12 protein-coding genes are annotated in these 13,446 nt (G+C 71.3%); 5 read left to right on the plus strand and 7 right to left on the minus strand.

Annotated features, from left to right (window positions below):
- The first annotated feature begins 2 nt into the window (after positions 1 to 2).
- The 5 genes from BM175_RS09770 to lpxK are packed head-to-tail and all read left to right on the plus strand — an operon-like array spanning position 3 to position 4,267.
- Positions 3 to 788, plus strand: coding sequence for a 3'(2'),5'-bisphosphate nucleotidase CysQ (locus BM175_RS09770; RefSeq protein ID WP_090962514.1), 786 nt, complete (start codon positions 3 to 5; stop codon positions 786 to 788).
- A 50-nt stretch (positions 789 to 838) separates the two neighbouring features.
- The gene (locus tag BM175_RS09775; protein WP_055890567.1) at positions 839 to 1,075 is read left to right on the plus strand and encodes a DUF4170 domain-containing protein; all 237 of its coding nucleotides are present in this window, start codon (positions 839 to 841) and stop codon (positions 1,073 to 1,075) included.
- Positions 1,076 to 1,095: 20 nt separating this feature from the next.
- Positions 1,096 to 1,866 (plus strand): lysophospholipid acyltransferase family protein, encoded by a 771-nt coding sequence (locus BM175_RS09780; RefSeq protein ID WP_090962517.1) that lies wholly within the window; start codon positions 1,096 to 1,098, stop codon positions 1,864 to 1,866.
- Complete coding sequence (locus BM175_RS09785; protein WP_090962520.1) at positions 1,863 to 3,185, plus strand: 3-deoxy-D-manno-octulosonic acid transferase; 1,323 nt, start codon at positions 1,863 to 1,865, stop codon at positions 3,183 to 3,185. The genes BM175_RS09780 and BM175_RS09785 overlap by 4 nt, the downstream gene beginning before the upstream one ends.
- On the plus strand, positions 3,182 to 4,267 hold the full coding sequence (gene lpxK, locus BM175_RS09790) for a tetraacyldisaccharide 4'-kinase (protein ID WP_210284078.1): 1,086 nt from the start codon (positions 3,182 to 3,184) through the stop codon (positions 4,265 to 4,267). Before BM175_RS09785 ends, lpxK begins: the two co-directional genes overlap by 4 nt.
- Here lpxK and BM175_RS09795 read toward each other — a convergent pair.
- The 7 genes from BM175_RS09795 to glgC form a co-directional block, all read right to left on the minus strand.
- Positions 4,210 to 4,425 (minus strand): DUF2093 domain-containing protein, encoded by a 216-nt coding sequence (locus BM175_RS09795; protein ID WP_090962524.1) that lies wholly within the window; start codon positions 4,423 to 4,425, stop codon positions 4,210 to 4,212. The genes lpxK and BM175_RS09795 overlap by 58 nt on opposite strands.
- 60 nt (positions 4,426 to 4,485) lie before the next feature.
- Complete coding sequence (mutL, locus tag BM175_RS09800; protein ID WP_090962527.1) at positions 4,486 to 6,315, minus strand: DNA mismatch repair endonuclease MutL; 1,830 nt, start codon at positions 6,313 to 6,315, stop codon at positions 4,486 to 4,488.
- Between the two features lie 72 nt (positions 6,316 to 6,387).
- Complete coding sequence (gene glgX / locus BM175_RS09805; protein ID WP_090962530.1) at positions 6,388 to 8,406, minus strand: glycogen debranching protein GlgX; 2,019 nt, start codon at positions 8,404 to 8,406, stop codon at positions 6,388 to 6,390.
- A gap of 15 nt (positions 8,407 to 8,421) precedes the next feature.
- Positions 8,422 to 9,012, minus strand: a complete 591-nt coding sequence (locus tag BM175_RS09810) for a DUF2585 domain-containing protein (protein WP_175526822.1) — start codon at positions 9,010 to 9,012, stop codon at positions 8,422 to 8,424.
- On the minus strand, positions 9,009 to 10,637 hold the full coding sequence (locus BM175_RS09815) for an alpha-D-glucose phosphate-specific phosphoglucomutase (RefSeq protein ID WP_090962532.1): 1,629 nt from the start codon (positions 10,635 to 10,637) through the stop codon (positions 9,009 to 9,011). Before BM175_RS09815 ends, BM175_RS09810 begins: the two co-directional genes overlap by 4 nt.
- Positions 10,637 to 12,082 carry a glycogen synthase GlgA gene (glgA, locus tag BM175_RS09820; protein ID WP_090962534.1) on the minus strand — a complete coding sequence of 482 codons (1,446 nt, stop codon included), beginning with the start codon at positions 12,080 to 12,082 and terminating at the stop codon, positions 10,637 to 10,639. The genes BM175_RS09815 and glgA overlap by 1 nt, the downstream gene beginning before the upstream one ends.
- The gene (gene glgC / locus BM175_RS09825) at positions 12,079 to 13,347 is read right to left on the minus strand and encodes a glucose-1-phosphate adenylyltransferase (protein WP_090962537.1); all 1,269 of its coding nucleotides are present in this window, start codon (positions 13,345 to 13,347) and stop codon (positions 12,079 to 12,081) included. The genes glgA and glgC overlap by 4 nt, the downstream gene beginning before the upstream one ends.
- Positions 13,348 to 13,446: the final 99 nt, after the last annotated feature.

Below are 13,446 nucleotides of genomic sequence, written 5' to 3' on the forward strand. Positions count from 1 at the left end.
GCGTGACCGACGCCCTCGCCGATCTCGACCTCCTGCGCGAGGTCGCGGCGGAAGCCGGGCGGATCGCCGCGCGCTTCTGGCGCCGCGACCCCCGCGTCTGGTGGAAGGGGCAATCCCCGGTCTCCGAGGCCGACCTCGCGGTCGACGCCTATCTCAGTTCCGCCCTCCTTTCGGCCCGGCCCGGCTACGGCTGGATCTCGGAGGAAACCGCCGCGCGCCCCTCGGACGGCGGCGAGGAGCGCTTCTTCGTGGTGGACCCGATCGACGGCACGCGGGCTTTCCTGCGCGGCGAGCCGACTTGGTGCGTGTCGATCGCCGTGGTGTCCGGCGGCCGGCCGGTGGCGGGTGTCCTCGACGCGCCCTCGCTCGGCGAGGTCTTCGCCGCGTCCGCGGACGGCGCGGCCGAGCTGAACGGCACGGCGATCGCGGTGCGCTCAAGCGGCGGGCCTGGGGAGACGCTGCACCTGTCGATGCCCGAGCCGATGCGCCGGCAGATCGCGGGCCGAACCGCAGGGCCTGTCGACTACGCACCCAACATCCCCTCCCTGGCGCTGCGGCTCGCCATGGTCGCCTGCGGCCGGCTCGACGGGACGCTGGTCGGCGCGCGCGCCAACGACTGGGACATCGCCGCCGCCGACCTGATCCTGGAGCGGGCCGGCGGGGTCCTCGCGGGGCTGGACACCGGGCCCCACCTTTACAATCCCGTCCCCAGAAGGCATGGCGTTCTGGTCGCCGGCGCGCCGGATATCGTGGAGCGCCTTCGCGCCTACGCCGCTCTCGCGGCCTGACGAAACTCCCGGCGGCGCCCAGGCCCGCCCGCAACATCGGATCCCGTTTCATGGTCAGCGAAGCCGAGCCCCGCCAGCGCCTCCATCTCGTGTTTGGCGGCGAGCTTTCCTCCCTCCAGGGCGTCGATTTCCGCGACCTGTCGGCGCTCGACGTCGTCGGCATCTTCCCCGACTACGCCTCGGCGCTCGCCGCCTGGCGCGGCAAGGCGCAGGCCACCGTGGACAACGCCTCGATGCGCTATTTCATCGTCCACCTTCACCGCCTGCTCGACCCCGAGACGGTCTGACGGACCGGGCGCCGTCGCGCGTGGACGAGATCGCGGGTTCGGGCGGGAGCAAGGCGCCGCGCAAGCGCTGGCGCGTGCGCCTGCAGCGGCGCTCGAAGGCCTGGCTGCGCTCGCGCACGGCCGTCGGCCTCGGCGCCGGCGTCATCCACGGCGCGCTGCGCTTCATCCGCCTCGCCCAGCGCACCGCGCCCGGCTCCAGCGACTTCCGCGCCATCCTCACCCGCCATCATCCCGCCATCGTCGGCCTGTGGCATGGGCAGCATCTCCTGGCTCCCTTCTTCCGGCCGATCGAACTCCCCTATGTCGCCCTCCTGTCGCGCAGCGCCGACGCCGAGATGAACGCCGCCGTGGTGGAGCGCTTCGGCATCGGGACGGTGCGCGGGTCTGGTGGCCGCGTGCGCGAGGCGGTGCGCGAAAAGGGTGGGGCGAGGGCGCTGATCCAGCTGCGTCGCAGCTTGGGCGAGGGCTTCGGCGTCTGCATGATCGCCGACGTGCCGAAGGGCACGCCGCGCGAAGCGGGGCTCGGCATCGTCACGCTCGCCAAGCTGTCGGGGCGCCCGATCATCCCGAGCGCGGCGGTCACCAGCCGGCGTCATGTCGTGAAACGCAGCTGGGACAAGACGACGCTGCCCCTGCCGTTCGGGCGCATCGCCGTCGTCATGGGCGATCCAATCACCGTGCCGCCCGACGCGGGGCCGGAGGAGATGGAGCGCCTGCGCGCCGCCATCACGCGCGCCATCGAGGCCGCCAACGAGAAGGCCCTCGCCCTGGCCGACGGAGACCGGCCATGAGCGACTTCTGGGCCCGACGGGCGCTCGGCGCCTACCGCGTCGCCGGCTCGCTCGCCTATCCGGTGATCGGCCCCTACGTCGCTTGGCGGGCGTCCAAGGGCAAGGAGGAGCGTCCGCGCCGGCGCGAACGCTACGGCTTCCCGTCCGAGATCCGCCCGCACGACCGGCCGCTGGTCTGGGTGCACGCGGCGAGCGTCGGCGAGAGCTTGGCCATCATGCCGCTGGCCCAGACGCTGGCCGGTGAGGGCATCGGCGTCCTCGTCACCACCGGCACCGTGACCTCGGCCAACATGATCGCCGAGCGGCTGGTGCCCGGCATGATCCACCAATACGTGCCGCTCGACCTTCGCCCCTGCGTCGCGCGCTTCCTCGACCACTGGCAGCCCGATCTCGCGCTGGTCGCCGAAAGCGAGATCTGGCCGGTGACGCTCGGCGAGCTCGCGCGCCGGCGCGTGCCGCAGGTTCTCGTCAATGCCCGCCTGTCGGACCGCTCGTTCCAGCGCTGGCGCGCCGCGCCGCGGCTCGCCGAATCCATCATGGAAAGCTTCGCGCTGGTGGCCGCGCAGTCCGAGGTCGATGCCGAGCGCTATCATCTCCTCGGCGCGCGCGCGGTGACGACGGTCGGCAACCTCAAGGCCGACATCGCCGCCCCGCCGGTGAACCGCGAGGATCTCGACGAGGCACGCCGGATGATCGGCCTGCGGCCCGTCTGGGCCGCCGTGTCGACCCACGAAGGCGAGGAGGCGATGGCCGCCGACATCCATCTGCGCCTTCGCGAGGACCGGCCGCGACTTCTCACCGTGATCGTGCCGCGCCATGTCGAGCGTGCCGACGCCGTGTTCCGGATGCTGACGGGGCGGGGCCTCAGCGTCGCGCGCTGGAGCCGCGGCGAACTGCCCGATCCGACCGCCGACGTGCTGCTCGGCGACACGATCGGCGACATGGGCTTCTATCTCCGCCTCACCGACATCGCCTTCATCGGCAAGTCGATCCATTCCGAGGGTGGCCAGAACCCGCTCGAGGCCGCCCGCCTCAACACCGCGATCCTGTCGGGACGGCTCGTGCAGAACTTCCGCGATATCTACGGCCGGCTGATCGAGCGCGGCGGCGCGCGCATCGTGCCGGACGCGCCGGCGCTCGAAGCGGCGGTCGCCGAGCTCTTCGCCCATCCCGAGACGCGGCGCGCCATGGCGAGCGCCGCGCGCGAGAGCGTCGAGGAGATGGGCGGCGCGCTGCGCCGGACGCTGGGCGCGCTCGACCCCTATCTCCTGCCGCTGCGCCTCGCCGTCTCGATGGACCGCGGGGGAGACCGGCGTTGATCCCCTTGCGCGCGCCCCGCTTCTGGTTCGAGCCGTTCGGCTGGCAGGCGGCGCTCCTCGAGCCCGCAGCCTTCGTCTACGGGCGCGTCGCCGCGCGCCGAATGGCGGAGGCGCCGCGCCGACAGGCTGCGGCACCAGTCATCTGCATCGGCAACTTCACGCTGGGCGGCGGCGGCAAGACGCCGACGGCGATGGCGCTCGCGGAGGCCGCGCGGGCGCTCGGGCGGACGCCCGGCTTCCTGACGCGCGGCCATGGCGGCGCATCGCGTCTGCCGCTTTTGGTCGAGCCCGACCGCCACGGCGCGGCACTCGTCGGCGACGAGGCCCTGCTTCTGGCGGAGCGCGCGCCGACCGCCGCCTCGCCCGACCGCGCGGCCGGCGCGCTTCTCCTGCGCCATGCCGGCTGCGACCTCTTCCTGATGGACGACGGCTTCCAGAGCGCCCAGCTTCAGCCGGACCTAGCGCTTCTCGTGGTCGACGGGGCGACCGGCCTCGGCAACGGGCGCACCTTTCCCGCCGGCCCCTTGCGTGCGCCGCTGGGCGCCCAATGGCCGCACGCCGACGCGCTTCTCGTGATCGGGGCGGGCGAGCCCGGCGACGCCGTGGCGCGCCGTGCGGCCGCCGACGGCAAGCCGGTCCATCGTGCGCGCCTTGCGACGGTCGACGCGGCAGGGCTCCGCGGCGTGCGCTGCCTCGCCTTTGCCGGCATCGCCAACCCCGGAAAGTTCCATGCCTCGCTGGAGGAGGTGGGGGCCAAGGTCGAGACGCGGCGCGATTTTCCTGACCACCACCCCTTCACGGAAGCCGAGGCGCACGCGATCCTGTCGGACGCCGAGGCCAAGGGCCTGGTGCCGGTGACGACGGCCAAGGACCATGTCCGGCTCCTGGCCGGCGGCCCGCAGGCGCGCTTGCTCGGCGAGGCCGCGCGGGTTCTGCGTGTCGCGCTGCGTTTCGAGGATCCGGCCGCGCCCGAGGCGATCCTTCTGGCGGCCGAGGCGGCGTTCCGCGCGCGTCCGCCCGCCGTTCAGCCCTTGGCCGCCGCGCCCGTCTCGGCCTTGAGGGAGGCCGCGGCGTCGGCATAGGGCTCCTGGCGCTCGACGCTCCAGTATTTCAGGAGATCCAGCGCGATCGCCTCGCCGGTCACCGCGCAGCGCACGAAGGCGCCGGGGCGGATCACCTCGAAGTCGCCGTCTCCGTAGCGCAGCTTCGCTTCGCCGCCGCCGTCCATTCGGTTCATCATGGGATAGGTCTTCTTCCGGAAAGCTGTTGTGGCGTTGTTCGGGCCAAACGGGCGTCCGTGTCAACGCCGCCCGAACAGGCGTTCGATGTCGGCAAGCTTCAGTTCGATGAAGGTCGGGCGCCCGTGGTTGCAGGTCGCCGACGCCGGCACCGCCTCCATGCGGCGCAGGAGCGCGTTCATCTCCGAGGCCTGCAGGCGGCGCCCGGCGCGCACCGACCCGTGGCAGGCCATGGTGGCGGCGACATGGTCGACGCGCGAGCCGAGCCCGGAGCCCGAGCCCGTCTCCGTCAGTTCGTCGGCGATCTCGCGCACCAGTGCCGGCGCATCCACTTCGCCGAGGATCGCCGGCGTCTCGCGCACCATCACGGCGCCCGGCCCGAAGCGCTCGAGATGGAGGCCGAAGCGCTGCAGCACCGCCTCCTCCGCCACGAGGCGCTCGACCTCCGCCTCGGTGAGATCGACCACTTCCGGGATCAGGAGCATCTGCGAGGGCAGGGCCTTGGCGTGCATCGCCTCCTTCAGTGCCTCGTAGACGAGGCGCTCGTGGGCGGCGTGCTGATCGATGAGGACGAGGCTGTCCTCGGTTTCGGCGACGATGAAGGCGCGCCCGATCTGGGCGCGCGCGGCGCCGAGCGGGAACTCGGCCCGGATCGGGGCGGGTGCCGCCTCCTCGAAGCGGTCGGTGCGGGCCGAGGGCTGGAAGCCGCCGAAATCGGCTGGGCGGTCGTCCAGCGGGCGCGAGGGGGAACGGGCGGGATCATAGGGCGCGGCAGGCCGTTCGGAAAAGCTGAAAGCCGGTCGCGGTGCATGGGCGGCATCCGTGGGGGCGGTCGCCGGCTCGTCCCTGCCGCCGGCGCGAAAGCGCGCCATCAGCCCGTCCGTGCCCTCCGTCGAGCCGCGAAGCGACAGGCGCGCGAGCTCCGCCCGAATCGCGCCAACGACGAGCCCGCGTACGAGGCCGGGGTCGCGGAAGCGCACGTCGGCCTTAGCCGGATGAACGTTGACGTCGACGTCGCGCGGATCGACCTGCAGAAAGAGGACGCAGACCGGATGCCGGTCGCGCGGCATGACGTCGGCATAGGCGCCGCGGATCGCCGACAGGATCAGCCGGTCGCGCACCGGACGCCCGTTGACGTAGACATACTGGTGCTGCGCCGTGCCGCGATGAAAGCTCGGCAGGCCCGCATGACCGGCGAGAAAGACGCCCTCGCGCCCCGCGTCGAGCGAGAAGGCGTTGTCGGAGAAGTTCTCGCCAACGATCTCGCCGATGCGCTGGAGCGCCGCCGCCTCGTCGACAGCCGGAAGGACCAGAGGGCTGCGGTCCTCGCCGGTCAGCTCGAAGCGCACGGCGGGAAAGGCGATGGCGATGCGCCGGACGACCTCGGTGATCGCCGCCGACTCCGCCCGGTCGCTTTTCAGGAACTTGAGGCGTGCGGGCACGGCGTGGAAGAGGTCGCGCACCTCGATCACCGTGCCGGCCGACAGCGCGGCGGGGCGCGGCCCCTCCTGCCGTCCCCCATGGACGAGGATCTCGTGCGCACCGTCCGAGCCGCGCGCCCGCGAGCGGAGGGACAGCCGCGCCACCGAGCCGATCGAGGGCAGCGCCTCGCCGCGAAAGCCGAGCGTCTCGATCCCCTGAAGGCCGCCCTCCATCTTGGAGGTGCAGTGGCGCCGGACGGCGAGCGGCAGCTCGGCCTCCGGAATGCCGCAGCCGTCGTCGGTGATGCGGATGAGGCTCTTGCCGCCGCCGGCCGTCGCGATCTCGATGCGGCGCGCCCCGGCGTCGAGAGCGTTCTCGACGAGCTCCTTCACGACGCTCGCCGGCCGCTCCACTACCTCGCCGGCGGCGATCTGGTCGATCAGGGTCTCGGTGAGCTGGCGGATCGGCATGCGGCGGCCTTCGGGATGCGGGGCGTCTGCGTCACATAGGCTCCGCGCCGCGCCGGAGCAAACCGCCTTGCGTCAGGCTTCCACGACGATCACGACGGAGCGGGAGGCGACGACGAGATCGCACCCCTCTTCCAGCGCACGCTCCGGCTCGTCCGGCCGGTCGGAGGCGAGCGCGAGGCGGTGGGTGCGGCCGGGCGGGGGAGGGGGCAGGCGCAGGCGAAGCACATCGCGGCCGGCATGGAGATAGACCAGCGCCGCCGAGCCCTCGACCGCCAGCCGGGCGCCGAGCCAGGGCCGCTCGCCGTCCTGCCACTCGACGGGCGCCATCGCCGTGCCGTCCGCGCCGAGCCAGGTGACGTCGGGAGCGCCATCCACTTCGGCTCCGGTCAGGAAGGCCGGGGAGCGGAGCGCCGGCGTGTCCGCCCGCAGCCGGGCGAGGCGCGCGGTGAAGGCGACGAGCCCCTCGTCCGCCGCCGTCCAGTCGACCCAGACCGTCTCGTTGTCCTGCGCATAGGCGTTGTTATTGCCGCGCTGGCTTCGTCCCATCTCGTCGCCTGCGACGATCATCGGGTTGCCGCGCGAGACGAAGAGCGTGGCGAGAAGCGCGCGGATGTCGCGCTGCCGCGCCGCGAGGATCGCGGGATCGGCGCCCGCCCCTTCCGCGCCGTTGTTCCAGGAGTGGTTCTCGTTGTGGCCGTCGCGGTTCCCCTCGCCGTTGGCCTCGTTGTGCTTGTCCTCGTAGGCGACGACGTCGGCGAGCGTGAATCCGTCATGGGCGGCGACGAAATTGACGCCGGATGCCGCATCGCGGCCGGGCCCGGCGAAGAGGTCAGGCGAGCCCGACAAGCGCGTGGCGAGCGCCGACAGGAGCCCGTTCTCGCCGCGCCAGAAGCGCCTGACATCGTCGCGGAACCGGTCCTGCCATTCGAGGAAGGGCGCCGGGAACCGGCCGACCTGATAGCCGCCGGGGCCGATGTCCCACGGCTCCATCACGTGGAGGCGGTCCTTCAGCACCGGATCGCCGGCGAGCCTCCGGAGGAACGGCGCGTCGGGCGAGAAGCCCTCGGGGCCGCGCCCGAGGATGGTGCCGAGATCGTAGCGGAACCCGTCGATGCCGCCGAGCTCGACCCAGGCCCGCAGCGCGTCGATCCCAAGCTGCATCACCGGCTCGCGCCAGAAGGCGAAGGTGTTGCCGGTGCCCGTGTCGTTGACGAGCCGGTCGGGCTCGGCGGGATCGGCGGCGTAGTAGGTGGCGTTGTCGAGGCCGCGATAGCTGAGCGTCGGCCCGCCGTGGTCGCTTTCGCCGGAATGGTTCAGCACCATGTCGAGAAGGACGCGGATGCCGCGCGCGTGCAGCGCCTCCGTCACCCGCCGCACCTCCGCCCAGCCGCCCGGCACGAGGCGCGGGTCGGGCGCCATCTGGCAGACGGGGTTGTAGCCCCAGGCGTTGGACAGGCCGAGCCGGACGAGATGCCGCTCGTCGATCGCGGCCGTGAGCGGCATCAGTTCCACCGTCTCGACGCCGAGGCGCTCGAGATGGTCGAGGACGGCGGGCTCGGCGAGGGCACCGAGCGTGCCGCGCAAGGGAGCCGGCACGCCCTCGTGGCGCTGGGTATAGGCGCGCACCAGAAGCTCGTAGGTGAAGCCGGGCGCCCGGGACGGCAGCACCAAAGCACCGGCGTCGGGGCGACAGACCACGGCGCGCGGCACGAGGGCGGCGGTGTCGAGCTGCCGCGCCACCGGCGCGCCGAGTGCCGCGTGGTAGACGAAGGGCCGGTCGAGCCGGAGGGCGTAGGGGTCGACGAGGAGCTTGGCCGGATCGAAGCGATGCCCCTTTGCGAGATCGAAGGGCCCGTGGGCGCGAAGGCCGTAGAGCGCGCCCTCCGCCAGCCCCGGCAGGAAGCCGAAATGGACGTCGCCCGCGCGGCCCGGTAGCGCGAGGCGCTCGCGCTCGTTGATGCCGGCCGGATCGAAGAGGCAGAGCTCGATGCGGCTTGCATGGGCGGAGAAGACCGCGACATGGACGCCGTCCGCCGCAACGCTCGCGCCGAGCCGCTGGGGAGCGCCCCGTTCCGCCGTGATCATCGTCATATCGTCCGCCCGTCCCTACACGGCGCCCTGCCAGTCGCGCACCGCCTCGAGAGGATAGAGAAGCATCAGGACGTTCAAGGTGAGGTTATCGCGGATCAGCCAGGCGGTGAGAAGCTCGAAGCCGACCGCGATGGCGACCGTGACCCGGAGCGGCAGGCGCGAGGCCAGGAGGAAGCCCGCGATCATGAAGCCGATGTCGGCGAGCGAGTTCACCACGCTGTCGCCGAAATAGTCGAGCGCGATCGTCGCCTCGCGGTAGCGGTTGATCACGGCGTCGGTATTCTCGGCAATCTCCCACGCCGCCTCGATCGCCGTCGCCACCACAAGGCGCGGGCCGAGCGACCAGCGCCGCATCAGGAGATGCGTCAGCCCGTAGAACAGGAAGCCGTGGATGAGGTGGGACGGCGAATACCAGTCCGAGAGGTGCTGCGAGTTTTCCGAACTCGCCACCGCGCCGTGCCAGAGCTTGACGGTGCCGCATTGGCAGATCGGCACGCGGCCCATGGCCAGGAGGATCGCGGCCGTCACGGCCACGATCAGAGCGACGAGGCAGACGGCACGCGGCGGGATCCGCCGCGTGCCGGCCGGAGATGCGGCTGCGCTCAGGTGCGAACGTCCGGCTCGGCGCGGCCGGTGCGCGCCTTGATCTCGCCGATCGCGTCCGCCGTCTCGACGAGCTCCTTCAAGGCATCCTCGACGGGCAGGTCGTGGCGCGAGGCGTCGGGCTCGAAGCGCTCGAGATAGACGCGCAGCGTCGCCCCCACCGTGCCGGTGCCCGACAGGCGGAAGACGATGCGCGAGCCGCCCGAGAAGACGATGCGCACGCCCTGGCCGGTGGAGACCGAGCCGTCGATCGGGTCCTTGTAGGAGAAGTCGTCGGCCTCGGAGACGACGAGCGTGCCGAAGCGCTGGCCGGCCATGGAGGCGAGGCGACCGCGAAGCGAGTTCATCAGCTCCTCGGCGGCCGCCTTGTCGACCTCCTCGTAGTCGTGGCGCTGGTAGTAGTTGCGCCCGAACTCGGCCCAGTGCGCCTTGACGATCTCGGCGACCGACTGGCCCCGCTCGGCGAGGATGTTGAGCCACAGGAGCACCGCCCAGAGCCCGTCCTTCTCGCGCACGTGGTCGGAGCCGGTGCCCGCGCTCTCCTCGCCGCAGATCGTCACCTTGCCGGCGTCGAGGAGGTTGCCGAAGAACTTCCAGCCGGTCGGCGTCTCGTAGATGCCGATGCCGCGTTTCTGTGCCACGCGGTCGGCCGCGCCGCTGGTCGGCATAGAGCGGGCGATGCCGGCGATGCCCTTGGCGTAGCCGGGCGCCAGATGCGCGTTGGCGGCCAGAACCGCGAGCGAATCGGAGGGCGTGACGACGATGCCGCGCCCGAGGATCATGTTGCGGTCGCCGTCGCCGTCGGAGGCCGCGCCGAAGTCGGGCGCCGTCGGGCCCATCATCAGATCGACCAGCGGGGCGGCCCAGACGACGTTAGGATCGGGGTGGCCGCCGCCGAAGTCCTCGGAGGGCACGCCGTTGAGGACGGTGCCGTCCGGCGCACCGAGGCGCTTCTCCAGGATCTCCTTGGCATAGGGACCTGTGACGGCGTGCATGGCGTCGAAGCGCAGCGTCAGGCCGCCCTCGATCGCCCGCCGGATCTTGCCGAAGTCGAAGAGGGTCTCCATCAGGCTGGCATAGTCGGCGACGGGATCGACGATCTCGACATCCATGTCGCCCAGTCGGCTCGTGCCGATCACCGAAAGGTCCGGCGCCTCGCCGTCCCAGATCCGGTAGTCCTGGATCTCCTTGGTGCGGCGGTAGATCGCGTCGGTGACGCCTTCGGGCGCCGGGCCACCGTTGGCGATGTTGTACTTGATGCCGAAGTCGCCGTCCGAGCCGCCGGGATTGTGCGAGGCCGAGAGGACGATGCCGCCGGCCGCCTTGCGCTGGCGGATGAGGTTGGAGGCGGCGGGCGTCGACAGGAGCCCGTTCTGCCCGACGATCACCTTGGCGACGCCGTTGGCGGCCGCCATGCGGATCGCCTTGCGGATCACGGTGGCGTTGAGATAGCGCCCGTCGCCGCCGATCACGACCGCCGAACCCGCCGGGCGCTCCGTCGCGTCGAAGATCGCCTGCAGGAAGTTCTCGGCGTAGTTACCTTGCGCGAAATGCGGGACCTTCTTGCGCAGGCCCGACGTGCCGGGCTTCTGGTCGTCGAAGGGCTTGGTCGCGACGGTTCGGATCATCAGGCTCGTTCCTGGAGAAGGCCGTTGTAGAGGTCGGCGTAGCGGCGGGCACTGGCGGTCCAGGACACGTCGCTCGCCATGGCTGTGCGCTGCATGTCGCGCCACAGCGGCGCGTCGGCGTAGAGAGCGAGAAGACGCTGGACGCCCTCCATCAGCGCCTCGCGCGTGACGGGCGCGAAGATGATGCCGGTGGCGACGCCCGCCGTCTGCGCGGCGAAGTTGGCGTCGATCACCGTATCAGCAAGCCCGCCGACGCGGCTGACCACCGGCAGGCAGCCATAGCGCAGCGCATAGAGCTGGGTGAGCCCGCAGGGCTCGAAACGCGACGGCACGAGCAGCGCGTCGGCGCCCGCCTGCACCCTGTGCGACAGGACCTCGTCGTAGCCAATGCGAACGCCCATGCGCCCGGCGTGACGCGCGGCAGCCGACAGGAACGCGCCTTCCAGCATCCGGTCGCCCGAGCCGACGACCGCAAGGCGACAGCCCGCCGCGATGATGTCGTCGCAGCTCTCGGCGAGGATATCGAGGCCCTTCTGCCAGGTCAGGCGGCTGACGACGGCAAGAAGCGGCGTGTCGTCCTCCTCCAGCGCGAACTCGGCTTCGAGCGCCCGCTTGTTGATGACGCGACGGAACAGCGCGTCGCGGTCGAAGGTCGCCGCGACATGCGGGTCGGCGTTCGGGTCCCAGGTCTCGACGTCGATCCCGTTGACGATGCCCGACAGGCGGTCCTCGCGGCCGCGCAGCAACCCGTCGAGACCCATGCCGCCCTCGGCGGTTAGGATCTCGCGCGCGTAGTTCGGGCTGACCGTGGTGATCCGGTCGCTGGCCCTGAGGCCACCTTTCAGGAAGCCGACCGAGCCGTAGTACTCGACGCCGTCGACGCCCCAGGCGGTCGAGGGCAGGCCGAGCTCGGGAAAGATCGTCTGCGGGAAGGCGCCCTGGAAGGCGAGGTTGTGGATGGTGATGACCGTGCGGGGACGATCGGCCCCCGCCGCCTCGAGATAGACGGGCGCCAGCGCCGCCTGCCAGTCGTGCGCGTGGACGATGTCGGGCCGGTAGCCCGGCACGAGGCCGGTGCCGATCAGCGCTGCCGCGCGGCCGAGCGCGGCAAAGCGCGCCCAGTTGTCGGGATGGTCGTAACCCGTCGCCCCGACATAGGGACCGCCCGGCCGGTCGAAGAGATGCGGCGCGTCGAGCACGAGCATCGAGAGCCCTGCAACGTCGGCGGCGAGGATGCGCGCCGGCCCGCCGAAGAGATCGTCGATCGCGGCGACCGTTTCGGCACTCTCGATCTGGGCGAGCACCGACGGATAGGCGGGCATCAGCGTCGTCACGTCGACGCCGATCGCGCCGAGCGCCAGGGGCAGCGCCCCTGCCACGTCGGCGAGCCCGCCCGTCTTGATCAGCGGAAAGACCTCCGACGCGACGGAGAGAACCGTGGTCATCCCTGGCTGAGCCGGTCAATCATCGACTGCGTGACGAGGCAGACGCCACCGGCCGAGCGCCGGAAGCGGCTGGCGTCGAGCTCGGGATCCTCGCCGATCACCAGTCCGTCCGGAATGTGGACGCCCCGGTCGAGGATGGCGCGCGTGACGCGCGCGCCCCGCCCGATGTGGCAGTGCGGCAGCACCACGGCCTCGTTGAGCACGGAATAGGAGTTCTGGCGCACGCCCGTGAACAGGAGCGAGCGGTGCAGCGAGCCGCCGGAGATGATGCAGTCGCCCGAGACGAGCGAGGAGATCGCCATGCCGCGGCGCCCGTCCTCGTCATGGACGAACTTGGCCGGCGGCGTCACGTCGGCATAGGTCCAGATCGGCCAGTCGCGGTCGTAGATGTCGAGCTGCGGCACGACGTCGGTGAGATCGATATTGGCCTGCCAGTAGGCGTCGACCGTGCCGACGTCCCGCCAGTAGGAGCCGTACTCGGCCTCCGAGCGCACCACCGAGGAGGAGAAGGTGTGGGCGTAGGCGGTGCCGTGCTTGACGACGTAGGGCACGATGTCGTGGCCGAAGTCGCGGCTGGAACTGGGGTCGGCCGCATCGCGCCGCAGCTGCTCGGCGAGGAACTTGGTGTTGAAGACGTAGATGCCCATCGAGGCGAGCGCCGTGTCGGGGCGACCCGGGATCGACGGGGGATCGGCCGGCTTCTCGACGAAGGCGGTGATCTGGTTCTTCTCGTCGACATGCATGACGCCGAAGGCGACGGCCTCCATGCGCGGCACCTCGAGACAGCCGATCGTCACGTCGGCGCCGGTGTCGACATGCTGCTGCAGCATGATCTCGTAGTCCATCTTGTAGACGTGGTCGCCTGCAAGGATCACGATGTATTCGGGCGCGTAGGCCTCGATGATGTCGATGTTCTGGTACACCGCGTCGGCGGTGCCGGCGTACCACTGGTCCTCCGACACGCGCTGCGAGGCGGGCAGGACGTCGAAGCTCTCGTTGCGGCCCGGACGCAGGAAGTTCCAGCCCCGGTTGAGGTGGCGGATCAGCGAGTGCGCCTTGTACTGCGTGGCGACGCCGATGCGGCGGATGCCCGAGTTGATGGCGTTGGAGAGGGCGAAATCGATGATGCGCGACTTGCCGCCGAAGTAGACGGCCGGCTTGGCGCGGTCGTCGGTCAGCTCCATCAGGCGCGATCCGCGCCCGCCGGCCAGCACATAGGCCATCGTGTCACGCGAGATCGGCCCCGCGCGCCGGTGATCTGCCATCCTCGTCTCCTCCTGCGCAGTTCCCCTCGCTCCCGCGCAAAGGGCATGCCGACTGCCAGTCTTCTTCGTTTCCAGCGTGGAAAGATAGAGCCGATGATC

Origin of the sequence: Aureimonas phyllosphaerae (genome assembly GCF_900113065.1) — a bacterium.
Classification (GTDB): domain Bacteria; phylum Pseudomonadota; class Alphaproteobacteria; order Rhizobiales; family Rhizobiaceae; genus Aureimonas; species Aureimonas phyllosphaerae.

Excerpts from the sequence above, each read along its gene's own strand:
- mutL (WP_090962527.1), bottom strand. The coding sequence starts at position 6,315 with ATGCCGATCCGCCAGCTCACCGAGACCCTGATCGACCAGATCGCCGCC.
- glgA (WP_090962534.1), bottom strand. The coding sequence starts at position 12,082 with ATGACCACGGTTCTCTCCGTCGCGTCGGAGGTCTTTCCGCTGATCAAG.
- BM175_RS09785 (WP_090962520.1), top strand. The coding sequence starts at position 1,863 with ATGAGCGACTTCTGGGCCCGACGGGCGCTCGGCGCCTACCGCGTCGCC.
- glgX (WP_090962530.1), bottom strand. The coding sequence starts at position 8,406 with ATGACGATGATCACGGCGGAACGGGGCGCTCCCCAGCGGCTCGGCGCG.
- glgC (WP_090962537.1), bottom strand. The coding sequence starts at position 13,347 with ATGGCAGATCACCGGCGCGCGGGGCCGATCTCGCGTGACACGATGGCC.
- BM175_RS09775 (WP_055890567.1), top strand. The coding sequence starts at position 839 with ATGGTCAGCGAAGCCGAGCCCCGCCAGCGCCTCCATCTCGTGTTTGGC.
- BM175_RS09795 (WP_090962524.1), bottom strand. The coding sequence starts at position 4,425 with ATGATGAACCGAATGGACGGCGGCGGCGAAGCGAAGCTGCGCTACGGA.
- BM175_RS09815 (WP_090962532.1), bottom strand. The coding sequence starts at position 10,637 with ATGATCCGAACCGTCGCGACCAAGCCCTTCGACGACCAGAAGCCCGGC.